The sequence below is a fragment of the Pseudomonas sp. PvP001 genome (genome assembly GCF_040546375.1).
Lineage (GTDB): Bacteria > Pseudomonadota > Gammaproteobacteria > Pseudomonadales > Pseudomonadaceae > Aquipseudomonas > Aquipseudomonas coleopterorum.
Genome location: NZ_JBEPNQ010000001.1, coordinates 590,765 through 613,610, shown reverse-complemented (window position 1 = coordinate 613,610; position 22,846 = coordinate 590,765). Strand labels below are relative to the sequence as shown.

The window sequence follows — 22,846 nt, the reverse complement described above, 5'->3', positions numbered from 1 at the left end:
GAAACAGTAGAGGCTTGTCTTGGCGCGATAAACGGGCAAGTCTGAACAGGACTGTTTGCGTTTGCCAAACAATGGCTCCTGAAAACGAGGTACCGATGGACCGTTTCGATGCCATGCAGGCGTTTGCGCGGGTGGTGGAGACGGGCAGTTTCACCCAGGCGGCGCACACCCTGCACATGAGCAAGACCACGGTGACCCAGCTGGTGCAGCAGCTCGAAGCGCGTCTGCGGGTGAAGCTGCTCAACCGCACCACGCGCCGGGTCAACGTCACCGCCGACGGCGCCGCCTACTACGACAGGGTGGTGCGCCTGCTTGCCGATCTGGACGACGCCGAGACCGGTCTATCCAGTGCCGCCACCGTGCCGCGTGGCAGGCTGCGGGTCGACGTGCCCAGTCCCTTCGCCAGCCATGTGCTGATGCCGGCCCTGCCCGAGTTTCATCGCCGCTACCCGGATATCCAGATCGACATGGGCGTCAGCGACCGTATGGTGGACATCATCGGTGAGAACGTGGACTGTGTCGTACGCGGTGGTGAACTGACCGATCAATCGCTGATGGCGCGCCGCCTGGGCGACCTGCAACTGGGGGTCTATGCAGCGCCCGGCTATTTGCGCCGACTCGGCACGCCCCAGCATCCCGGCGATCTGGAAGCGTCCGATCACCGCGTGATCGGCTTTCTCTGGGCGCGGACGGGCAGGGCGCTGGCCTACACCCTGCAGCGCGACGGCGAGCGCGTGACCGTACGCGGCCAAGCGGTGCTTTCGGTCGACGACGGCAACGCCTATCTGGCCGCCGGGCTGGCTGGCATGGGGGTGCTTTGGCTACCGGAGTACATGGCCAGCGCACCCGTGGCGCGCGGCGAGCTCGTTGCGTTGTTCCAGGACTGGCAACTGGAGTCCATGCCGATGTACATCGCCTATCCGCCCAATCGACACATCAGCTTGAAACTGCGGGTGTTCATCGAGTGGGTGGTGGAACTGTTGCCGTTCCAAGGAGCGGCGAGCGGGTGATACCAAGCCTGGGCGGTCAACCGATGATGATGGTGCCTGCGGCGATGATCGTACACGCCAGCACCTTGCGCACGGTCAGGCTCTCGCCCAGGAAGAACCAGCCGATCAAGGCTGCGAACAGCACGCTGGTCTCGCGCAGCGCCGAGACCATGCCCATGGGCGCATCGGTCATCGCCTGGATGACGATGCCGTAGGCCAGCAGCGACACCAGGCCACCGGCGGCAGCCGTCGCCATTCCGGGACGATAGGCAAACAGGCTGCGCGCTCCGCGCCGACCGATATACACCATCGGCATCAGCACTCCCCACAGCACACACATCCACACGGTATAGGCCATGGGGGCGCCGGACAGGCGCGCACCGATGCCGTCGGTGACGCTATAGGCCGCGATGAACGCGCCGGTGCCCAGGGCGTATGGCAGGCTGGGAACGGCCAGTTTGCCCTTGCTGAAGGCCAGCAGAATGATCCCGCCCGAGACCAGGCAGATGCCGGCCAAGGCACTGGCCTGGATGTGCTCGCCGGCGAATATCGCTGCACCCAGCGCGATCAGGATCGGCGACGAGCCGCGGGCAACCGGATAGGTCTGCCCGAGGTCGCCCATCCGGTAGCTGCGCACCAGAAACAGGTTGTAGCCCACGTGCAGCACGCCCGAGAGCACGGCATAGGGCCAGCTTGCCTGGGCCGGGACAGGCATGAACAAGGCCAGCACGATGCAGGTCGCGGCCACGGCCAGGCACATGACGGTCATCGACCAGAGCCGATCCGCGCCACCGCGCAGGAGGGCGTTCCAACCGGCATGCAACAGGGCGGCGAATAATACGAGGGAGACAGTGGAGATGGGCATTGCGGCATTCTAGGCCAGCAAGCAGGAGGCAGGACAGCGAAGTTTGCTTGCCGTCGATATCACATCAGCAGCGTGTAAGGAGGCCCCGCAGTTCAGGCGAACTGCGGGGCCAGCCATTGCGATCAGAGCGATCGCAGGGGTGCATCAGACGGTGACGTGCAGACGAACGTCGACGTTGCCGCGGGTGGCATTGGAGTACGGGCAGACCTGGTGGGCCGCTTCGACCAGCGCTTCGGCGTCGTCCTGTTCCAGACCTGGCAGGTGGATGTGCAGATCGATGTCCAGACCGAAACCGCCGGGGATCTGGCCGATGCCCACTTTGGCCGTGATGGAGGTGTCGGCCGGCACACTACGCTTGCTCTGGCTGGCGACGAATTTCAGGGCGCCGATGAAGCAGGCCGAGTAGCCCGCCGCGAACAGCTGCTCCGGGTTGGTTGCTGCACCGCCGGCACCGCCCAGTTCTTTCGGAGTTGCCAGTGCCACGTCGAGGATCTGGTCACTGGAGACAGCACGGCCATCACGGCCACCGGTGGCAGTTGCGGTTGCGGTATAGAGAACGTTCATGGATTTATCTCTTCAGGACAGGATTGAGGTGCCGCCAGCTTTACCTGTGCGGGCTGGGCAGCTGGGATTAATTTATCGCGCTAATGCTTAGTGCGCAAGATAATATTTCGAAGTTTTTCATGCGCGGCGACAACGCTCTGATTCGCCTGGATTTTTTATTGATCTGGCGGAGTCAGGCTCGCCTGAAGCTGGCTGCGAAGTGTCAGAAGCTCCCCTTGCAGGGCTTCCAGTTTCTGCTGCGCGATGCCGCACGCCGCCAGAATGCAGGCCGGGATGTTCTCGGCTTTCTCGTGAAGCGCCTTGCCGGCGTCGGTCAGCACAAGCCGGACGACCCTTTCATCTTCCCTGCTGCGGGTGCGCATGATCAAGCCTTCGACTTCAAGCCGCTTGAGCAGGGGCGTCATCGAGCCCGGATCGGTGAGCAGCCTGGCGCTGAGGTCAGACACGGTCAGCCCGTCCTCCTCCCATAGCACCAGCATGGCCAGGTACTGCGGATAGGTCAGGTGGAGGGCCTGAAGCAGCGGTTTGTACACCTTGGTCATCATCAGCGACGTGGAGTGCAGGGAAAAGCACAGCTGGTTGGCCAGCAACAGGTGGCTGCGCTCTGCGACGGGTGCAATGGAGGAGCTGTCGTCGACGCTCATGGAATCATCCTGAACTGCAAATGAGCCTAAGTTAGCGTCGATATATTTAGCGCGCAATAAGATCGTATGTCGCCCTCTCAACCGACGGTCCTGGCGGCGTCAAGGCAGCGGCCCCATGGGCTCCAGCTCCCGGATCAGATCGATCAGCAGCCGGAGGCCGACGGGCACCTGTCGAAAGCTCGAGTAGTAGATGTGGAAGCCGGGATCGGTGTGGGCCCAGTCCTTCAGGACCTCCTGCACGGTACCGTCCTCGACGTACCGGGCGATGACACGTTCAGGTACGTACATCAGACCGGCTCCTCGGGTGACCAATGCAACGCCGACGCGGGTTTCGTCGATGGTGATCGCGCCGGGTACCTGCACTTCGAGTTTCTGGCCGTTCTTGACGAACTCCCAGTCATACAATCGCGCATTGCCGAGGCGGATCTTCAGGCACCGATGGGCTTTCAACTGCTCGGGATGGGTGGGCACACCGAAACGCTCGAGATAGCCGGGTGTGCCCACCACGCTCCAGCGCACGTCCGGGGACAGTCGCTGCGCGATCATGTCGCTGGGCACCGTGCCGCCGAAACGAATACCTGCGTCGTGGCCCTCGCCAATCACATCGATCATCCGGTTGGTGACGGTCAGGTCCACTTCGATGTCGGGATAGCGCTCCACGAACACCGGCAGGACAGGGCCGAGCAGTAATTTCGCGCCATCGCTGAGGACGTTCAAACGAATGCGACCCGCGGGCTCGTCGCGCAACCGGTTGAGGGTCTCCAGGGCGTTGCTGATGTCGGTCAGTGGGTGGCTGACGAGCCCCTGCAACTCTTCGCCGGCAGCGGTAAGGGTCACGCTGCGGGTGGTGCGATTGAGCAGGCGAACGCCCAGGCGTGCCTCCAGGCCTTTCATCGCGTGGCTGAGCGCCGAAGCGCTGATGCCGACCTCGACGCTCGCGCGGCTGAAGCTCTGGTGCTTGGCAATGGCCAGGAAATAGATGATGTCAGCCAGGTTCGCACGACTCAGTTGCATGGATCACCCGCTAGCGGAGCACTTGAAAGGGCAATCATACAGAAGCGGGTAACTGATCGATGAGCTTGTCCAGCGTGATCGGATAATCCCGAACCCGCACCCCAGTGGCGTTGTAGATGGCATTGGCAATGGCGGCCGCCGCACCGGAGATGCCCAGCTCACCCACCCCCTTAGCTTTCAACGGCGTTGCGTACGGGTCGACTTCATCGAGAAAGATGACCTCCTGATGGGGAATGTCGGCGTGCACGGGGACCTCGTAACCCGCTAGGTCGTGATTCACGAAGAAACCCAGGCGATGGTCCACCACCATGTCCTCCATCAACGCCGCGCCGGCGCCCATGGTCATGCCGCCGATGATCTGGCTTCGTGCCGTTTTCGGATTCAAGATACGGCCGGCGGCGCACACCGCCAGTTGGCGGCGGATGCGAATCTCGCCGGTGGCTGCATTCACCCCGACCTCGACGAAGTGCGCACCGAGCGTCTGCTGGGAGAAGCGTTTGGCCAAATCGCCATATTCCATCAGATCCTCAGCCTCGATATCGCCGTGCGCCGCAGCGCTGGCCAGCGCAAAGCTGGCGCCGGCGTCGCGCACCTGGCCATCGACGAACTCGGCCGTCACCGGGTCCAGGCCGAGTTTCTGCGCAACGGCTTCGCGCAGCTTCACACAGGCGGCATAGACACCCGCGGTGGAGGAGGCCGCCCCCCATTGGCCGCCTGACCCGGCGGACTCGGGGAATCGCGAGTCCCCAAGACGAACCTCGACGCGATCGATATCCACACCCATCATTTCAGCGGCGGTCTGGGCGATGATGGTGTACGTGCCGGTGCCGATGTCCGTCATGTCGGTTTCCACGGTGACCCGGCCTTGCCGGTCGAGTCGTACGCGAGCGGCGGATTTGCTCGTCGGCGCGCCCCGGATGGCCGAGGCCACCCCCATGCCGATGAACCAGCCGTCCTCCAGGACCTGAGCCGGCGCCGGGCGCCGTCTGCTCCACCCAAAGCGCTCGGCGCCGAGGGTCAGGCACTCGATCAACTGACGCTTGGAAAAGGGTCGGGTGGGTTGTTCGGGATCGACCTGCGTATCGTTCATGACCCGAAACCGGACAGGGTCCATGTTCAGCTTGGCGGCCATTTCATCCATGGCGATTTCCAGCGCCATCATGCCTGGCGCCTCACCGGGCGCGCGCATGGCGTTGCCCTCGGCCAGATCCAGGACGGCCAGTTTCAGGCGCGTCAGACGATTCGCGCCTGCGTACAGCGAGCGGGTCGCCGCCGTCGCCGGTTCGGTACGGCCTCCGCGCAGATTGCCCGACCAGCTCTCGTGACCTATGGCAGTGATGCTGCCATTGCTGTCCGTACCGATGCGTATACGCTGCAGGGTGGCCGGGCGGTGGGTCAGATTGTTGAACATCAGCGGCCGGGGCAGGGCGACCTTGACCGGGCGCCGGGCCTCTCTGGCCGCGAGCGACGCCAGCACCGCGTCGCACAGGATCGTACCCTTGCCGCCGAAACCGCCGCCGATGTAGGGCGAGATCAAATGGACCTGCTCCTTGGCGATACCGAGTGTCTTGGCCAAGTCGCGAACGCCCCAGTTCATCTGCTGGATCGAGGTCCAGAGGGTCAGCTGATCGCCTTGCCATTGAGCGATGGTGGCATGGGGTTCCATCATGGCGTGAGCCTGATCCGGGGTGCTGTAGGTTTCGTCGAGTTGCACCGCCGCACGTTGGAACGCGCCGTCGAAATCGCCGACGTCGGTTTTCGCGGGGGGACCGAAGGCGGCGGGCGGCGGCGTTTTTGCCGCGTCTTTCTGTGCTTTCAGGTCGAACTGTCCAGCCTCCCGAACGTAATAGATGCGCAGCAGTGCAGACGCCGCGCGAGCCTGTTCGAAGGTTTCGGCCACCACGATGGCCACGGCCTGGTGATAGTGATCCACCTGGGGGCCGCCCAGCGCCCGGCTGACATAGAACTCGCCCTTGTCCAGCTTGCCGGCATTTTCATGAGTAACGATAGCGATCACGCCCGATGCCTGCCTGGCTTGCTCCGAGTCGATCGACAAAATGCGCCCCTTGCTGATCGCCGCCCCGACCACATAACCATAGGCAGGATGGGTGACCGCCGCATTCTGCTCATAGGCGTAGGTGGCGGTGCCAGTAGTCTTGAGCTTGCCATCGATACGGTCTTTGGGCTGGCCGATGACATTGAGCTGATCGATCGGATTGGTCGTCGCGGGCGTATCGAATTTCATGGGCAGTCTTCCTGTTCGGTTCGCCGGTCGGCCAGCGCGACATGCAATGGGCGGCGTTACGACGACGCTTGAGCCAGTGCCAGACCCAGGGTGCGCTCGGCGAGTTTCACCTTGAATGCGTTTTGCGTCGTGGGGCGGGCGTCGCCGAGCAGGCGGGCGCTCACTGCGGCCGCGCCTTGAGGCAGCAAAGCGTCTGCGGCGACGTCGTGCCACGGCTTGTAGGCGACGCCTCCTAGCGCGATCCGTCCCGTTCGATCCGGCTGCACCACTGCCGCCACCGAGACCAGGGCAAAGGCGTACGAGGCGCGGTCACGGACCTTGTAGTAGATGTGTCTGCCGCCTGCCGGTTTGGGCAGGATGACCGCCGTGATCAATTCGCCCGGGGTCAAGGTGTACTCCAAGTGAGGCGTATCGCCGGGCGCCTTGTAGAGCTGCGCGAGCGGAAACGTGCGGGTCTGGCCGCTGGCGTTCAGGGTTTCGACAGCGGCATCCAGTGCCAGCATGGCCACCGCCATGTCGCTGGGATGGCTGGCGATACAGGCATCGCTGACACCGATCACGGCCTGCTGACGACTCATGCCGCCCAGCGCTGAGCAACCGGTACCGGGACGGCGTTTGTTGCAGGGCTGGTTGGTGTCGTAGAAGTACGAGCAGCGCGTTCGCTGCAGCAGATTGCCCGCCGTGGTCGCCTTGTTCCGCAGCTGCCCGGATGCGCCCGACACCAGGGCCCTGGACAGCACGGCATAGTCGCGCCTGACTTCGGGCGCGGCAGCCAGGTCGGTGTTGCGCACCAGCGCGCCGATGCGCAAACCACCCTCGCGCGTGGCCTCGAGGGTATCAAAGGCCAGGCCGTTGACGTCGATCAGGTGCTGTGGGGTTTCGATCTCCAGCTTCATCAAATCCAGCAGATTGGTGCCCCCGGCAATGAAGCGCGCTGCGGGGTTGGCCGCTGCTGCCGCGACGGCGTGCTCGGGCGACGTCGCACGCTCGTAGGTAAATGACCTCATGCGGTTTCCCCCGTCGCAACCTCGGCAATGGCATCGATGATGTTGGAGTAGGCGCCGCAGCGGCAGATGTTGCCGCTCATGCGTTCACGCAGTTCGGCTGGGGTCTGCACCACCGGCGCGATCAGGTCCTGGGTGACGTGACTGGGAATGCCGGCCTTCAATTCGGCCAGCACCGCCACCGCCGAGCAGATCTGTCCAGGCGTGCAGTAGCCGCATTGATAGCCGTCATGCTTGATGAAGGCGGCCTGCATCGGGTGCAGACGCTCCGGCGTGCCCAGGCCTTCGATGGTGGTGATGCTGTCGCCTTCATGCATGACCGCAAGGCTCAGGCATGCATTGATCCGGCGTCCTTCCACCAACACGGTGCAGGCGCCGCATTGGCCATGGTCGCAGCCTTTCTTGGTCCCGGTGAGTTTCAAGCGCTCGCGCAACACATCCAGCAATGTGGTTCGGTTGTCCACCTCAAGGGTCTGCCGGCGACCGTTCAACGTGAAGGTCACAGAAGAGCTCGCCGGTGCCTGCGCGGCCGTCTTGCCGGGCTCGACGGCGTTCACGGGCGCAGCCGACAGGGCCATCGACACGGCCGAGCCTGCCGTTCCCACCAGTACCTGTCGGCGAGACAGCCTGAGGCCGTCTTTGGGCTGCAGATGATCCAAATCACTCTCTCCTTCAGCAATGTCCGTCGGCACGAACAACAATGACCCACGCAAAGGACACGTCGGATTGAGGCAGGTGAATCCAGCAGTTGCTGAAGCAGATCCCCTACACCCTTCAAGGTTAAGGCATCAGGCGAGTGGCGATAACGTCGATGGGCGGGATGAAGTAGTGAATGACGCTCAGTAATGGCGTGGAGGGAAAATCACAGAGGCCAGCGTTCATCGTAACGCTGTCGGGGCTGACCCGAACGGCGATCAGACATCGCGACCTGTGCTCAGGCTGTCCCATAGTCCCATCATCTGATCGACCGCTGCGTCCAGGGTGGCACCTGTCACACCGTCGCGAGCCAGGGTCGACAGGCCCAGCAGAAAACTGTCGAACGCGGTGGCAAGCACTTCAGGGATCACGGTTTTCGGGAGTTCACCGGTGTTGATTCCGCGCTCGACGCAGGTGCGCAGGCCGGCCCGGTTGGCATTTCTCGCGTTCACCAACGGCTTGGAGATGATTCTGCTCTCGGCCGAACAGGCGCTCATCAGGCCCAGCGCGACCAGACATCCGGTTGGGTGACCGGCCTCGGACTGCATGCTGGCCGAGCGGCGCAGGGTCCGCTCGATGGCCGTCCTGGGAGGCAGGGCGGGATCGAACAGGCTTTCCGTGACGCGGCCGTGGGTACTGAGATAGCGCTCCACGACCTCATGGAACAGCGCCTGCTTGGAGCCGAAGGCGGCGTAGAAACTGGGCGCGGTGATACCCCCGCCAATGCTGGCCTTGAGCTGGCTGAGCGAGGTGGCGTCGTAGCCATGCTCCCAGAACAGGTGCATCGCCTGAGTGATTGCCTCGTCTCGGTCGAACGTGCGAGGGCGTCCCATCTGAGCCATGTCGGATCTCCTTCGTTGGTACATAGATACTAAACGATACATAAGTGGTTGACCATGCTGAGCGGCTTGTTTAGATTTATATCGATCGATATATAAATCCAGAGGAGCACACCGGATGACCACGGATGAAACACAACGCGACACACTCCCGCTCGGCGCTTTATTGGCCCTGGCGATGACCGGTTTCATCTGCATCGTCACCGAGACGCTGCCCGCTGGCCTGCTCCCGCAGATCGGCAGCGGCCTGGGCATCTCGCCGTCGCTGGCCGGCCAGATGGTGACCGTCTATGCCCTGGGGTCGTTGCTGGCGGCCATCCCGTTGACCATCGCGACGCAGAGCTGGCGGCGCAGAACCGTCCTGCTGCTGACGATCGCAGGGTTTCTACTGTTCAATTCCATCACTGCCTGGTCGTCCCATTACGCACTGACCTTGGTTGCCAGGTTCTTTGCGGGTGTGTCGGCAGGTCTGGCCTGGAGCTTGATTGCCGGGTATGCGCGACGCATGGTCGTGCCGCAACTGCAGGGCCGGGCGCTGGCCGTGGCGATGATCGGCACGCCGATTGCGCTGTCGCTGGGCGTGCCCCTGGGTACCTGGCTGGGCGGCTTCATGGGCTGGCGCATGGCGTTTGCGTTGATGTCCGTCTTGACGCTGGTGCTGATCGGCTGGGTGCTGGTCAAGGTGCCGGACTATCCGGGGCAGTCTTCGACCCAGCGGCTGGCGTTGCACGAGGTCTTTTTCACCCCCCGGGGTGCGGCCGGTGCTGGGCGTGGTGTTCACCTGGATGCTGGCGCACAACATCCTCTACACCTACATCGCACCTTTCGTAGCCAAGGCGGGGCTGGCCAACGATGTCGATCTGGTCCTGCTGGCCTTCGGCATCGCCGCGCTGGTGGGCATCTGGGTGACGGGGCGTCTGGTCGATCGTCATCTGCGCCCAGCGGTCCTGTTCAGTCTGGCCAGCTTTGCTGCCGTGGCGGTATTCCTCGGCCTGTTCATGACCTCGGCGATCGCGATTTACCTGGGCGTGGTGATCTGGGGGCTGACCTTTGGCGGCGCCGCCACCCTGTTGCAGACGGCACTGGCCGACTCCGCAGGTAGGGGCGCCGATGTGGCCCTGTCGATGAATGTCGTGGTCTGGAACAGCGCGATTGCAGGCGGTGGGTTACTGGGGGGCGTCTTGTTGGGCCATTGGGGCGTGGGTACGTTTCCCTGGGTGTTGCTGGCCTTGACGCTCATCGGCCTGGGCATTGCCTACCAGGCGCGAGTGCATGGATTTGCCGGAGGAGGTCGGGTTTCCGCGCAAGTGGTCAGCGGTCATTGAAGGCAGGCGGGCAGGGGCGCTGCTTCAAACTCGCCCTTGCCCCTGCCGATCCCTGAAGCGTTGATCAGTGTTTCAGGGCGGCGCTGACCGACTGAGCAATCGGTGTCGTGGGGTGACCCAGCAGTTGGCTCAACTGCCGGCTGTTGTCGTACAGGTCACCTTTGGCTGCGCCGGCGTCCGAGTCGGCCAGCATCGCCGCCAATTCGACAGGCAGGCCGACACTGACCAGCGCCTCTTGGTACTGCGCCTGCGGCAGGTCGTTGTAGACGACGGCCTTGCCTGACTGTTGCGCCACTTCGGCAGCCAGCTCGGCCAGGGTGTAGCTGTCGTCGCCGGCCAGTTCGTAGACCTTGCCGGCCTGGTCGTCGCGGGTCAGCACCGCCGCTGCGGCCTCAGCGTAGTCGACACGGGCTGCCGAGGAAATTCGGCCGTCTCTCGCGCTGCCCAGGATCGCGCCGTGTTCGACAGCCGGTGCAACGCCGGCCGTGTAATTCTCGTTGTACCAACCATTGCGCAGGATGACATGGGGCAGGCCAGACTCGGCCAGTGCCTGTTCGGTATCGCGATGTTCCGAGGCCAGGCCGAGCGTCGATGTGTCGGCATGCAGCAGGCTGGTATAGGCCAGCAATTTCACGCCTGCCGACCGGGCGGCTTCGATGACGGCGCGGTGCTGTGCACGGCGTTGCCCGACTTCACTGGATGAGATCAGCAACAGACGCTCCACCCCTGTCAGCGCGCTGTGCAAAGTGTCGGGTTCGTTGTAGTCCGCTGCCCGCACGGCGATGCCTTTGGCGACCAGGTCGCGCGCCTTGGCCGGGTCACGCACCAACGCGATCAGGGTTGCGGGTTTCTGGCTTTTCAGCAATGCATCGATGACCAGGCGGCCCAATTGGCCCGTGGCACCGGTAATGGCGATCATGAAAGCACCTCGATTCTCGTTGAAGAAAATCCGATGCTAAAATAGAAGCTTACGAAAAGTAAGTACGTACGAAAAGGTAAGTGCCATGTCTCATGCTGAAAGCGATTCGCACCGTTTTGCCGAGAAGCTGCGTCGCGGCGAAGTCTTGCAGGCGGACTGTCCTTCGCGGGAAATACTCCAGCACATGACCAGTCGCTGGGGCGTGCTGGTGCTGGTGGTGCTGCTGGGAGGCACCCATCGCTTCAGCGAGCTGCGGCGCAAGATCGGCGGCGTCAGCGAGAAGATGCTCGCCCAGACGCTGCAACGGCTCGAAGGCGACGGACTGGTGCAGCGTCTGGCGCTGCCGGTGGTACCACCGTACGTCGAGTACAGCCTGACGCCGCTGGGCACTCAGGCCGCTGCGAAGCTGGAAACGGTGGTGGATTGGATCGAGGACAACCTGCCCCAGATCATGGATTTCAAAAGAGGGCGCGAAGCGCAGGACCAGAACTCGGCATGATGGAGCGTGCGCCAGCGGCGGCCGCTATCGATCCGCGATGTCGACTTCCAGATCGGTCAGCAACCCGGCCATCGCCGCCGTGATCTGCTCCTCGTTGCGTTTGTAGTAGGTCCATTTGCCCACTTTGCTGGCTTCGACGAAACCTTGGTCGAGCAAGGCTTTGAGGCAGATGGAGGTGGCCGGCTGCGACAGCCCGGCCTTGTCCTGAATCAGGCTGGCACAGACGCCGTGGACACTGAAATCGTACAGCTGGCTGTAGCCTGCGAACGATCGATGAGGATCCTTGAGCCAGGTCAGGACGGCTCGCCGCGTAGGGCTGGATAGAACTTTCAATGCCTCGTTCAACGCCGTCATGTGGATGCCTGACCCTGTGATGGGCGAGGGTGAACCCGCCCGGAAGCATTTATTTTAAGGGGTCATGAACGGATAGTCGATGTAACCCCGTTCTCCACCGCCATAAAGCGTTGCGTGGTCGACCGGATTGAGGGGTGCGCCGTGCGCGAAGCGCTTCGGCAAATCCGGGTTGGCGATGAACGTGCGGCCGAATCCGAACAGATCGCCATGACCGTCAGCGAGCACCCGTTCGGCTTTTTCCCGGGTGTAGCAGCCGGAATACATGATCGGATTGTCGAAGGTTTCGCGCAGTGCCTGGCGGAAGCTCACAGGCAACTCCGGAGCATTGTCCCAGTCGGCTTCGGCAATGGACAGGTAACCGATCCCCAGCGAATTCAACATGGCCGCCGCCTGAACGTAGGTGGCATGAGGATCGCTTTCCACCAGGCCCAGGTAGACACGGGCCTCCTCGGTGGTTTCGAACAGCGGCGCGAAACGCACGCCGACACGCTCGCGGCCGAACACGGAGATCACCGCTTCGGTCACTTCACGCAGAAAGCGCAGACGGTTTTCCAGAGAGCCGCCGTATTCGTCGGTGCGCTGGTTGGTGTGTTCGGACAGGAACTGATTGAGCAGGTAACCGTTGGCCGAATGCAGTTCGACGCCGTCGAAGCCTGCTTCCTTCGCGTTCACGGCGGCCACGCGGTACAACTCCACCAGCGCTTTGACCTCTGCCGTGGACAGTGCGCGAGGCAGGCTGGGGTCTGCCAGCTCGCCCGTTTCGGGGCCGGTCTCGATAAACACTTTCACCGCCGTTGCTGCAATGGCGGAGGGCGCGACGGGTGGCTGGTTGTCAGGTTGCAGGCTGTCATGGGACACCCGCCCGACGTGCCAGAGCTGGCAGAAGATCACACCGCCTTCTTCATGAACGGCGCGGGTCACCTGTTGCCAGCCGGCAATCTGCTCCTGGCTGTAGATGCCAGGCGTCCAGGCATAACCCTGGCCGCGTGGTTCTATCTGCGTGCCTTCGGTGATCATGAACCCGGCGCTCGCGCGCTGCCGGTAATAGGTGCTCATCAAGGCATTGGGGACGTCGCCCGGCTGGCTGCTCCGGGACCGCGTCAGAGGAGGGAGGGCAATGCGGTTCTTGAGCGTCAGGCCACCGAGTGTGAGAGGGGTGAACAAGCTGGCGTCGGTCATGGTGATTCCGTAGGGCTATTGAAAGTGGCCATACATTAACACATTCGAATGTGTTTATGTGAATCAGCCCATCCAGCCAACTGCCGTCTTTGGAATGACCTCCGATTCATCCAGTTTGGACGCGAACATGCTGACCGCCTCCACGGCATCGCTGGTACCGGTGCGGATCTGCAGAATGACCAGGCCGGCCTGTTCCGCCAGCAAGACACCGCGTTGCGCGCCTTCGTGGGTGGAGTTGATGCTGGTCACCGCATCCCGGGTCTCGGCCAGAATCTTGCCGATCATCTCGGCGATCTCGCTGGTCGACCGACTGGTGCGCCCCGCCAGTTGCCTGACTTCGTCGGCCACCACGGCAAAGCCGCGACCCTGGTCGCCGGCGCGCGCCGCTTCGATGGCTGCGTTGAGGGCCAGCAGGTTGGTCTGGTCAGCGATGCTGCGGATGGTGTTGACGATCGCCGTGATCTGCTCCGAGCGATCACCCAGTTGCCCCACGAGGCGCGCAGAGGACTCGATATGGTCGGCGATCAGGCGCATTTCCACCGCCGTCTGCTGAATGACTTCGGCGCCCTGCTCGGCGACTTTCTCGGTTTCGGCCGAGATATGGTAGGCGCGCGAAGCACTGCGCGAGTCTTCCTCGAACTTCTCCACGCGCTCGGTGATGTCGCTGGCGAACTTGACGATCTTGGTCAGGGTGCCGTCCGCATCGAAGACGGGGTTGTAGGTCGCTTCGAGCCACAGCGTCCTTCCGTGCTTGCCGATGCGCTTGAACTGACCACTGAAGACTTCTCCCGAGTTGAGTCGTTTCCAGAAGTCAGTGTATTCACTGCTGCCGACCAGATCGGGTTCGCAGAACATTCTGTGATGCTTACCTTTCAAGTCAGTCTGGGCATAGCCCATGGTATTCAGAAAGTTCTGGTTGGCCTGAATGATATTGCCGTTGAGGTCGAACTCGATGACCGCCATCGCTCGATCCAGCGCATTGAGCTTGCTGTTGGCCTCGGCGTCCTGGAGCACCTTTTGCGTGACATCCAGTGCGAACTTGACGACCTTGCAGACTTTTCCCTGCTCATCCATCACCGGACTGTAACTGGCCTCCAGCCACACCTTTCGGCCGTCCGCACCGATCCGCTGGAAGGTGCCGGAAACGAACTCTCCGGCTCGAAGACGACCCCAGAACTCGTTATACGCCGAGCTGCGAACCAACGCGGTCGGACAAAGATCCGAATGTGCCACGCCGAGAATCTGCTCGGCGCGATAGCCCATGGTCCTCAAGAAGTTATCGTTGGCACGAATGACTTTGCCATCCAGACCCAACTCGACGATTGCCATCGAGCGGTCCAGAGCATTCACCAATCCTTGGTGTTTGATTATTTCAGCGTCCTGGGATTGCAACTTACGTTTCAGCGCTGAATTGAACACGTTGTTACCCTCGGATTGGATGTATCCATCTTCAAGGGGTATCGACCGGTAATCGCAAAGCTCAATCAACGTTTAGTAAATAGTTGGGAAAGCCGATGAGTAACCGCTTTTATTTCCGCAGCGCGGAGTTGAATCCATTACGGCTTCACGCCGGCAGCGGCCCATAGGCTCGGTAGGATTCGATCAGCGTGTCGTACAACGAGATGTCCGCCCGGCTTCGGGCAATGAGCTGGGCACCGGCCACGGCCGAAAAAATAGCCCGCGCCCGCGCGTCACTGTCGCCCGCGTCGCACACCTGTGCAGCGACCAGCTGACGGCTCAGCCAGGCGATGTTGACCTGGGCAAACGCCTGAATCTCCTCGGCCATGGCAGGGGGAAGATTATCGGTCTCGGCCCCCACGAAGCTGCCCAGGCACAGCCGGTTATCTGCCTCGAGCGAGCGCCGAAAGATCTCCGGGAAGCGTTGCAGTGCCTGCAGAGGGTTCGGGGTTTGCTCGCAGATGACTTCAAGTGCCGCCGCTCCGTCTTCCCAGTACCGTCGAGCCACGGCAATGCCCAGGTCGGCCTTGCTGGGGAAGTGGTAATAGATGCTGGCCGGCTTGATACCCACGGCACTCGCCAGGTCGCGGTAATTCAGGCCGTTGTAGCCCTGTGACTGGGCAATGTTGCGGGCAGCCAGAAGTATGGCCTCGCGGGCATTGATGCTCATTGTCGTGCCTTGTGTGCGTCGGACGTGTTCTCGGGGAAGCCGGTCATCTTAAAACAAAAGGGACCGGCATGACTCACACCGCGACCGCCAAGGGTTGGCGGTCGCGGTTATCGATACCCCTTGCGGCACCTCACGCAGCAGGCGAGTCCAGCTCCGGGATGCCGCTGCTGCGATCCGCGTAGGCCGCCTTGAAGGCCGGGCGTTGCTGCCAGCGCTGCCAGTAGGCGTCCAGATGTTCGAAACGCTCGTCGAGCGGGGTGGCGTTGACCGGAAACTTGGAGAAAGCGATGGCAGTGGCCAGGGTGATATCGGCGAACGTCGGCTCGGCGCCGCCCAGCAGCCATTCACGGCCATCGGCCAGATGACGGTTTACCAGGGCCGCATGGGCCAGCGCTTCTTTGCGGCAATGCTCGCCCCATGCTTCGTTCCTGGTCAGTTCGAGTTTGAACCCCAGCCCGGTGTGCAACACATGGAACGCGGTGACGATGCGATAGAGGATGTGCACCCAGATGCGGTTGTCCCACATGGTGTCCAGGCCCTGTTCCAGCGCGCTGTCGCCCATGATCTTGCGACCTGGATAAGTCTGGTCCAGATAACGCGCGATGGCCGCCGTTTCGGCCAGGTAGCTGCCATCGGCCAGTTGCAGCGTCGGCGTTTCGCCCCACGGGTTCATGTTCAGGTGGCGCCAGCCGCGCTGCTGACCACCCGGAGCCATGTCGTAGATGACCTCGTCGAACTGATCGGCGATGCCCTTCTCGTGCATGAACAACCGCAGCCGTTGCGGATTGGGGAAGGCGGAGGGGGAGGTGAAGAGCTGCAGTTTGGTGGTCATGGGCGCGTCCTTTGGAAATTAGCCTACCTAACGTTTGTTAGGTAGGCTCACCATAGACTTCCCAAGAGTTACGGTCAATAGATCACCTGACATTCGTTAGGTGGTCTATTGACCGTAAGATCTGTAGCTCAAGATGACAATCTCGGACCGTCGCTGGTGCTTCTCAGAGCAAGGAAGACCACTGTCAGTCGCGCGCTCACACCAAGGGCGGTGCCCGATAGGATGATGTTCATGACGGATTGGATCTTCCTGCGTTTCCAATCAGCGGCAGCCTGGCAAGCATGTTCTTGAGCGCCAAGGCATCCCAGGGAAGATGCTCGGTAATGCCCAACCCCACCACATCAGTGATCTTGGCAATATCCCTCAGCACGTCCAGTACCTGTTCGATACTTAGCTGACCTTGCGCCACCCCCTCTAACGATTTTTCTGGGGCATGGGGATTGGCAAACAGAAGCGAGCGGAACAGTCTGGGGTCCAGCACATCCAGATCCAGATGAATGGCCAAGTGCTTTGCACCCGTCGATTTGAACCAATCAAGAACGGCGCTGCTTCCTTGCTGAGTGATCTGGGCTGGACTCACATTCTGCAAACCCAGACGATCGATTTCGGAAGCCTCCCAATCGGTAGGATCATGCATTCCCACATACAGGATGTTTTGCGGCTTCAGCGGATGGGCCACTGCTTGGACGAAGTCCGGATCGCCATTGCCGAGCAGCATGCCAAGGACCATGGCATGCGCATTGTTGAATTGCTCTGGCGTCATGATATCGGGATGAGCATCCACCCAGAGAATAGCAAGGTCGCCTTGGTAGCGTTCGTTCAAATAAGCAAATGGAGCCAAGTCAACGAGGCAGTCTCCACCGAGTATGACCAAGCGGTCCGCAGAGTGTCGGCTCAATAGTGTTTGCGCGCTGTTCAGCTGTTTCAGCAACGCGCGGCGCCCAACGATCCCCAACTCTTCGAGCGGTGCCCCTGCAGAGGGAGGCTCTACGGGAACATGTTCTGTGGGGCCTGAGTGCTCGGGCGCCAACCAGGCAAGCAACTCTGCACCCAAGTGATACGGCGCATTGTTGCCACCTTGCCACTGGGGAAAAATCAAGCGCAGCGTTTTACCTTCGCTAAAAGACATGGATATTGGACTCTCGATGAACATTGAGTAGGCATGGGTGCGACTTTCCCTGGTTTGAGTCGGATACTGGCAGGGCCAGCCTCTGCGTCCAAAAATATGGAAGTCTCGAACTTCATAACCAGCGTTGTGTCCGCAGTCTATTTGCTTGTCCAGTGCAGATATACCGGGCTATGGTTGACGCTTTGTTGCATGGATCGAGCGAATGGACCGGATCATCGCCGCCAAGGTTTTTTTGGAGGCTGTCAAGCGAAGCAGCATTTCCGGCGCCGCAGAGCACTTGGGAATGTCGCGCGCGATGGCTTCACGATACGTAGGTTCGATCGAGGAATGGGCCCAGGCACGTCTGCTGCATCGAACCACTCGCAAACTCAGCCTGACACCGGCGGGTGAGTTGACGCTTCCGATCTGCGAGGAACTCATCAGACTCAGCGAAACGGTGTCTGCCGTGGGTACTGCGTCGCACTGCACACCGAAAGGGCTCGTTCGGGTGACTGCATCGTCCATCTTTGCAGAACATTGCCTGACCGATATCTTGATGAAGTTCCTGCAGCTGAACCCGCAGGTTTCTGTTGACCTGCAGGTCGTGGATCGCATGACGAACCTGGCGCAGGACGGTATCGATCTGGCTATCCGAGTGACCAACGATCTGGATCCCACTCTGATCGCGACCAGGCTGGGAAGTGTTCACTCCTACATCTGCGCCAGTCCTGAATATTTGGGTCGGTGCGGAACACCTGATGCTATTGAAGACCTGACGGCCCATAACTGTCTGACCTACGCCCACTTCGGGCGGAGCGAATGGAAGTTCAAGCAAGCTACGGGCACGGTCTTGGTCCCGGTCACGGGCAGTTTCACGACCAACGAAGCCGCGATCGTGGTGCGGGCTGCGCTGAGCGGAACGGGCATTGCCATGCTACCTGGTTTTGCCGTTGCGCAAGAGATTGCAGACGGACGTCTCGTACGCCTCTTTCCCGACACCAAGTTGTCACCGCTAGGCATCCATGCGGTTTACCTTTCCAGACATCGGATGCCTAGCGCACTGAAAGCGTTGATAGCTTTTTTGAAGACTGCCCTGAACGACGAAGGCCTTACTCCGCCTGAAAGGGACTGAACGCTTCCTAACCTTCATTGGCGAATCCATTCATTAAACCTTGCGATAGTTCAAAGGCGACGAAGGAAGACCATGCCTGTCTTCCCGCCGCATTGATGAGCTCCGCTCACTTATGCATGCAGCTTCCCACGACTAATCGAACGGGCAGGTAACCGGTAGATTGGAAGCTCTTGCACGAACCCCAAAAGGACGCTCGATGAAAACACTCGCGATCGCCGCGCTCTCATTGTCCTTGTCAGCTTTCGAAAGTGAAGGAGCTCAGCCCATGAATATCACCGTCACGCCTGCAGGTTCCCAGCCGTCCGCCGTCGGACCCGCTGAATACTTTACCGGGAAGGTACGCGTCGATGCGCCGTTCAAAGGCAGCGACGGCGCACGCATCGGCGGCGCCACCGTGACCTTCGATCCGGGGGCGCGTACGGCCTGGCACACTCATCCACTGGGGCAGACGCTGATCGTGACCGCAGGCGCCGGATACGTGCAGCAGGAGGGTCAGGTCCGGCAATCGATTCGTCCCGGCGACACCGTGTGGATTCCTCCCCAGGTCAAGCACTGGCACGGCGCAACGCCGAATACCGGCATGAGCCACATTGCCATTGCCGAAGCCCTGGACGGCAATGTCGTGGAGTGGTTGGAGCAGGTCACCGACGAGGACTACGGCCAGGCGCAGTGAAAGGGCGGCCCGGCGCTCGTCGCCAAGTTGTGTGTGTCTACCGAATGGCTGCTGACTGCATCCTCGGCTTGCGATAAAATCGATGCCAAAGTGCCACCCCGCCTGACCTGAAGTCCTTGGCGGATCACCGGCACTGCCAAGCTCTGATAGGGCACATCGATTGCAGCGCCGGAGAGCCTTGGAATGCCACTCAGTCGTCGTGAGTTGGGAGAAACGTTTGCACGCCGCATCTACGGGCCCCGTTCCATCGGCTGCCTGTTGAGTGCAACGTTCATCGGTACGGTGCTGGGGGTCGACCCCGACACGCCGATGTGGGCGTGGGCTGCGATGCTGACCAACCTCATGGTCTGGCCGACCTTTGCCTACCTGCTCGCACGCAGAGCCGCGGATCCGTTCGCGGTCGAACTGCGCAGCCTCGCGCTGGATGGCCTGTTCGCCGGCTGCTGGGCGGGGCTGATGGCGCTGAACCTGCTGCCATCCGTGCTGCTGCTGTCCATGGTCGCCATGAACGCGATGGCTGCGGGCGGATGGCGTCTGTTGCGGATCACTGTCGGGTTGCAGGGGGTGGGGCTGCTTCTGGCCCTGGGCCTGAGGGGCTTCGAGTTGTCGTTGGCGACCAGCGCGCTGCAGCAACTGGCCTGCCTGCCCATGCTGATCATCTATCCGCTGATCGTGGCCCGCGCCAGCTACGACGTTTCTGTGCAGTTAGCGGTGCACAAGAAAGCCTTCAAGCTCATCAGCAAGCTGGACGGCATGACCCGCCTGCTGCACCACGCTTCGTGGATGGAAAAGCTGGTAGAGATCTTTCCTCGATGCCGACGAGGTGAGGTCATCGCGATGGTGGCGTTGATAGACATCGACAACTTCAAGCGCATCAACGACGAGCACGGCCATCTGATGGGCGACGCGATCATCGGCCGCCTGGCCAATCTGCTGCGTTCAGGACTGGGCGCATCGGCTGCCCCTGGGCGTTATGGTGGCGATGAATTCTGTCTGCTGCTGTTCGATATGAGCCTGGGTGAAGCCACTCAGCGGTTGGACGACATCCGCAGGCAGTTTTCCGACTGGGTTGATGCGACCGTGCCCATCGAGGTGACGCTGAGTATCGGCCTGGTGCCGTACTCCCATCAATACGCCAGCGAGCGCGACTGGATCAAGGCCACCGACGAGGCGTTGTACCGCGCCAAGCGCAGTGGCAAGAACCAGCTGTGTGTGCAGTATTCCGAAGCTGGCGGGTCGACAGCGGGCGCATGACGGGGCAAACCTGCATCACTGCTGTCCCGCCGCTGGCCTGAACGAGCACAGCCCTCATGACGCTCGAGTCATGGCCTGATCCGGTCGAGCGTGTTCTGGAGGCAAGCCACCAGGTTCGCCATCCGCGTCCTGATTCAATCCCAGGAACCGCAGAACCAGGCGTGCCTGGCCGCGATGCAGATGGCCGCCGTCCTGGGTGCTGCAGCCTTTCTCGCGCGCCGCTCGGCAAAGGGGTGTCGAGTGGGGCGAGTTGATGATATCGACGACCAGCATGTCGGGCTCGAGCCGTTCCGGGTCGACGGGCAGGGGGTCGTTTGCGCCCATGCCCAGAGGTGTTGCGTTGATCACGATATGGTGACCGCGCGGGTCGGGTGGGCCCACACGTGTGGCACAGCCCGTTTCTGCCGCCACGGACTCGGCCAGGCTCCGAGCTCGCTGCTCGTCGGCATCGCACACTGTGAGTGACCGGGCGCCCGCGCCTGCGACAGCGAAGGCGATCGCTCGTCCTGCACCGCCCGCGCCCACCAACAGCACGCTCTTGCCCGCAGGCTCGTGACCTTCCTGTTGCATGCCCAGAACACAGCCCAGACCGTCGAACACTGCACCGATCCAGCGTCCATCGCTTTCGCATCGGACCACGTTGATTGCACCCACCTGGCGAGCCGTTGGGTGAAGCTCGTCGACCAGAGCCAAAATGCTTTGCTTGTGTGGCATGGTGACCAGCAGGCCTGCCAGGTTGTTCAAGGCTCTGGCGCCGATCACGAAGTTGCACAAGCCATCGGGCGTTACCTCAAACGGAATGCAGACCGCGTCTTCGCCCTGGTCCATGAATACTGGATTGAGCAGCTGTGGGGATTTGGCGGCGGCCAACCGATGGCCGACCAATCCGTAGAGTCGAGTGGAGCCTTTGATGTGTGTGGCCATGATTACCCAATGTCCGGTGATGATAGGCGCGGTGTCGAAAGCGTCGCTGCACACTCAGGTCACGGCATCGATCTGCCAGGGTACGAACTCGTTCTGCCCGTACCCGTGTTGCTCGCTCATGCTGCGCTCGCCTGAAGCAATACGCAGCATCGCGTCGAATATCGCCGCGCCGCAGGCTTCGATGGTCAGCTTGTCTTCGGCGATCTCGCCGCAATTGATGTCCATGTCCTCGCGCTGTCGAGCCCACAGGGCGCTGTTGGTCGCCAGCTTGATCGAAGGCGCAGGCGCACATCCATAGGCCGAACCGCGGCCCGTGGTGAAGGCGATCAGGTTGGCCCCGCCGGCCACTTGCCCCGTGGCCGAGACCGGGTCGTAGCCAGGGGTGTCCATGAACACCAGGCCATGGGCCGTCACGGTTTGCGCGTACTCGTAGACGTCCGTCAGGTTGCTGGAGCCGGCCTTCGCCACCGCCCCCAGCGACTTCTCCAGGATGGTGGTCAAGCCGCCTGCCTTGTTGCCCGCCGAGGGGTTGTTGTTCAATTCGGCGCCCATGCGCGCGCAGTAGCGTTCCCACCAGTGGATTCGCGCGATCAGCTTCTCGCCCACCTCGCGGCTGACGGCTCGACGGGTGAGCAGGTGCTCGGCGCCGTAGATTTCCGGCGTTTCGGAAAGAATCGCGGTGCCCCCGCAGGCCACCAGCCGATCCACCGCATTGCCCAGCGCGGGATTGGCCGTTATGCCCGAGTAGCCATCCGACCCGCCGCACTGCAGCCCCACGGTGAGGTGCTGCACGCCGACCGGCTCGCGTCGGACCCGGTTGGCTTCGCCGAGCAGTGCCTGGACCTGGGCGATCCCCTTGGCAATCGATTTGGACGTGCCGCCGGTCTCTTGAATGCTGAATGTGCGCAGGGTGTCACTGCGCGAGAGGCCTTGAGTGCTGAGCAAGGCGTCGATCTGATTGGTCTCGCAGCCCAGGCCGATGACCAGCACTGCTGCGAAGTTGGGATGGGTCGCGTAGCCGGCCAGCGTCCGCCGCAGCAGGCTCAGGCCATCGCCCGAGGCATCGACCGCACAACCGGCCGAGTGGGTCAGTGCCACGACGCCGTCCACGTTCGGATACGCCTGCAGGGCGGCAGGGTTGATGTCCCTGCGGAAATGGTCGGCGATGGCGCGGGCCACCGTGGCCGAGCAATTCACCGACGTGAGAATGCCGATGTAGTTGCGCGTCGCCACGCGTCCGTCGCGGCGTACGATGCCCATGAAGGTGGGTATCCGGGTTGGCGTCGACGCAGCCCGTACATTGACACCGAATGCGTAATCACGCGAGAACTCACCCATGGCCAGGTTGTGTACATGGACGTGATCGCCGGGTTCGATGGCGGCGATGGCGAAACCGATGATCTGCCCATAGCGCCTCACCGGGTTGACCGGCTTCGATACGGCGGCAGGCAACCTTGTGGCCCGGAACGATCGATTGCCGAACGGTGATGCCCTCCTGCTCGAGTACTTCGCCTTCGAGCAAGGGCCGTCTGGCGATCAACACATCGTCCAGGGCATTCAAGCGCAGCACGGGGGCGGCGCCGGTTTTCATGATCAGGTCCATTGCATCCTCACGGGCTGCGGGGTGATGCGCGGTCGCCAGTGCGCGCCGCATTCTTG

Annotated in this window: 20 protein-coding genes and 4 pseudogenes; 6 read left to right on the top strand and 18 right to left on the bottom strand. The window is 62.0% G+C overall.

Features of this window, described 5'->3' with window-relative positions; genetic code table 11:
* Window positions 1-95: 95 nt before the first annotated feature.
* Window positions 96-1,010: a LysR family transcriptional regulator gene (locus tag ABMD26_RS02700; protein ID WP_056843014.1), complete on the top strand. Its 915-nt coding sequence runs from the start codon at window positions 96-98 to the stop codon at window positions 1,008-1,010.
* Window positions 1,011-1,026: 16 nt separating this feature from the next.
* Here the strand turns inward: ABMD26_RS02700 and ABMD26_RS02695 are convergent, their stop codons facing one another.
* From ABMD26_RS02695 to ABMD26_RS02660, 8 genes are all read right to left on the bottom strand, one after another.
* On the bottom strand, window positions 1,027-1,854 hold the full coding sequence (locus ABMD26_RS02695; RefSeq protein WP_056843013.1) for an EamA family transporter: 828 nt from the start codon (window positions 1,852-1,854) through the stop codon (window positions 1,027-1,029).
* A 144-nt stretch (window positions 1,855-1,998) separates the two neighbouring features.
* Window positions 1,999-2,418 (bottom strand): organic hydroperoxide resistance protein, encoded by a 420-nt coding sequence (locus ABMD26_RS02690; RefSeq protein WP_134721154.1) that lies wholly within the window; start codon window positions 2,416-2,418, stop codon window positions 1,999-2,001.
* 155 nt (window positions 2,419-2,573) lie between these two features.
* Window positions 2,574-3,062: a MarR family winged helix-turn-helix transcriptional regulator gene (locus ABMD26_RS02685; RefSeq protein ID WP_134721152.1), complete on the bottom strand. Its 489-nt coding sequence runs from the start codon at window positions 3,060-3,062 to the stop codon at window positions 2,574-2,576.
* Between the two features lie 99 nt (window positions 3,063-3,161).
* The gene (locus tag ABMD26_RS02680) at window positions 3,162-4,076 is read right to left on the bottom strand and encodes a LysR family transcriptional regulator (RefSeq protein ID WP_134721150.1); all 915 of its coding nucleotides are present in this window, start codon (window positions 4,074-4,076) and stop codon (window positions 3,162-3,164) included.
* 34 nt (window positions 4,077-4,110) lie between these two features.
* The gene (gene paoC, locus ABMD26_RS02675) at window positions 4,111-6,321 is read right to left on the bottom strand and encodes an aldehyde oxidoreductase molybdenum-binding subunit PaoC (RefSeq protein ID WP_354307538.1); all 2,211 of its coding nucleotides are present in this window, start codon (window positions 6,319-6,321) and stop codon (window positions 4,111-4,113) included.
* 56 nt (window positions 6,322-6,377) lie between these two features.
* A complete protein-coding gene (locus ABMD26_RS02670) occupies window positions 6,378-7,328 on the bottom strand; it encodes an FAD binding domain-containing protein (protein ID WP_354307536.1) in 951 nt (316 codons plus the stop codon).
* Window positions 7,325-7,975: an aldehyde dehydrogenase iron-sulfur subunit PaoA gene (paoA, locus tag ABMD26_RS02665; RefSeq protein ID WP_090362117.1), complete on the bottom strand. Its 651-nt coding sequence runs from the start codon at window positions 7,973-7,975 to the stop codon at window positions 7,325-7,327. The genes ABMD26_RS02670 and paoA overlap by 4 nt, the downstream gene beginning before the upstream one ends.
* Before the next feature lie 264 nt (window positions 7,976-8,239).
* Window positions 8,240-8,863 carry a TetR/AcrR family transcriptional regulator gene (locus ABMD26_RS02660; protein ID WP_134721143.1) on the bottom strand — a complete coding sequence of 208 codons (624 nt, stop codon included), beginning with the start codon at window positions 8,861-8,863 and terminating at the stop codon, window positions 8,240-8,242.
* 115 nt (window positions 8,864-8,978) lie between these two features.
* Between ABMD26_RS02660 and ABMD26_RS02655 the strand changes: the two are divergent.
* A pseudogene (locus tag ABMD26_RS02655) lies at window positions 8,979-10,185 on the top strand (MFS transporter).
* Window positions 10,186-10,249: 64 nt separating this feature from the next.
* Here the strand turns inward: ABMD26_RS02655 and ABMD26_RS02650 are convergent.
* The gene (locus ABMD26_RS02650; protein ID WP_134721139.1) at window positions 10,250-11,104 is read right to left on the bottom strand and encodes an SDR family oxidoreductase; all 855 of its coding nucleotides are present in this window, start codon (window positions 11,102-11,104) and stop codon (window positions 10,250-10,252) included.
* 85 nt (window positions 11,105-11,189) lie between these two features.
* Here ABMD26_RS02650 and ABMD26_RS02645 point away from each other — a divergent pair, with 85 nt between their 5' ends.
* Complete coding sequence (locus ABMD26_RS02645) at window positions 11,190-11,603, top strand: winged helix-turn-helix transcriptional regulator (RefSeq protein WP_134721137.1); 414 nt, start codon at window positions 11,190-11,192, stop codon at window positions 11,601-11,603.
* Window positions 11,604-11,627: 24 nt separating this feature from the next.
* On the opposite strand, the gene ABMD26_RS02640 is transcribed toward ABMD26_RS02645, so the two are convergent.
* The 7 genes and pseudogenes from ABMD26_RS02640 to ABMD26_RS02615 form a co-directional block, all read right to left on the bottom strand.
* On the bottom strand, window positions 11,628-11,957 hold the full coding sequence (locus ABMD26_RS02640) for an ArsR/SmtB family transcription factor (RefSeq protein WP_049859220.1): 330 nt from the start codon (window positions 11,955-11,957) through the stop codon (window positions 11,628-11,630).
* 54 nt (window positions 11,958-12,011) lie between these two features.
* A complete protein-coding gene (locus ABMD26_RS02635; RefSeq protein WP_134721135.1) occupies window positions 12,012-13,136 on the bottom strand; it encodes an alkene reductase in 1,125 nt (374 codons plus the stop codon).
* A 63-nt stretch (window positions 13,137-13,199) separates the two neighbouring features.
* Window positions 13,200-13,673, bottom strand: a pseudogene (locus ABMD26_RS22085) (methyl-accepting chemotaxis protein); the annotation flags it as partial.
* Between the two features lie 114 nt (window positions 13,674-13,787).
* A pseudogene (locus tag ABMD26_RS22080) lies at window positions 13,788-14,465 on the bottom strand (PAS domain-containing protein); the annotation flags it as partial.
* A gap of 235 nt (window positions 14,466-14,700) precedes the next feature.
* Window positions 14,701-15,264 carry a TetR/AcrR family transcriptional regulator gene (locus tag ABMD26_RS02625; protein ID WP_122741933.1) on the bottom strand — a complete coding sequence of 188 codons (564 nt, stop codon included), beginning with the start codon at window positions 15,262-15,264 and terminating at the stop codon, window positions 14,701-14,703.
* A gap of 130 nt (window positions 15,265-15,394) precedes the next feature.
* On the bottom strand, window positions 15,395-16,096 hold the full coding sequence (locus tag ABMD26_RS02620) for a glutathione S-transferase family protein (RefSeq protein ID WP_049859224.1): 702 nt from the start codon (window positions 16,094-16,096) through the stop codon (window positions 15,395-15,397).
* Between the two features lie 229 nt (window positions 16,097-16,325).
* On the bottom strand, window positions 16,326-17,225 hold the full coding sequence (locus ABMD26_RS02615) for an arginase family protein (protein ID WP_354307528.1): 900 nt from the start codon (window positions 17,223-17,225) through the stop codon (window positions 16,326-16,328).
* Window positions 17,226-17,427: 202 nt separating this feature from the next.
* Between ABMD26_RS02615 and ABMD26_RS02610 the strand changes: the two genes are divergently transcribed.
* The 3 genes from ABMD26_RS02610 to ABMD26_RS02600 all read left to right on the top strand — a co-directional run bounded on the left by ABMD26_RS02610 (window position 17,428) and on the right by ABMD26_RS02600 (window position 20,263).
* Window positions 17,428-18,336 carry a LysR family transcriptional regulator gene (locus ABMD26_RS02610; protein WP_192065944.1) on the top strand — a complete coding sequence of 303 codons (909 nt, stop codon included), beginning with the start codon at window positions 17,428-17,430 and terminating at the stop codon, window positions 18,334-18,336.
* A gap of 196 nt (window positions 18,337-18,532) precedes the next feature.
* Window positions 18,533-19,009: a (R)-mandelonitrile lyase gene (locus ABMD26_RS02605; RefSeq protein WP_354307526.1), complete on the top strand. Its 477-nt coding sequence runs from the start codon at window positions 18,533-18,535 to the stop codon at window positions 19,007-19,009.
* Between the two features lie 183 nt (window positions 19,010-19,192).
* Complete coding sequence (locus ABMD26_RS02600; RefSeq protein ID WP_354307524.1) at window positions 19,193-20,263, top strand: diguanylate cyclase; 1,071 nt, start codon at window positions 19,193-19,195, stop codon at window positions 20,261-20,263.
* A 54-nt stretch (window positions 20,264-20,317) separates the two neighbouring features.
* Here the strand turns inward: ABMD26_RS02600 and ABMD26_RS02595 are convergent, their stop codons facing one another.
* A complete protein-coding gene (locus ABMD26_RS02595) occupies window positions 20,318-21,187 on the bottom strand; it encodes a shikimate dehydrogenase family protein (RefSeq protein ID WP_354307522.1) in 870 nt (289 codons plus the stop codon).
* A gap of 54 nt (window positions 21,188-21,241) precedes the next feature.
* Window positions 21,242-22,790 (bottom strand): annotated as a pseudogene (locus tag ABMD26_RS02590) (UxaA family hydrolase).
* Window positions 22,791-22,846: the final 56 nt, after the last annotated feature.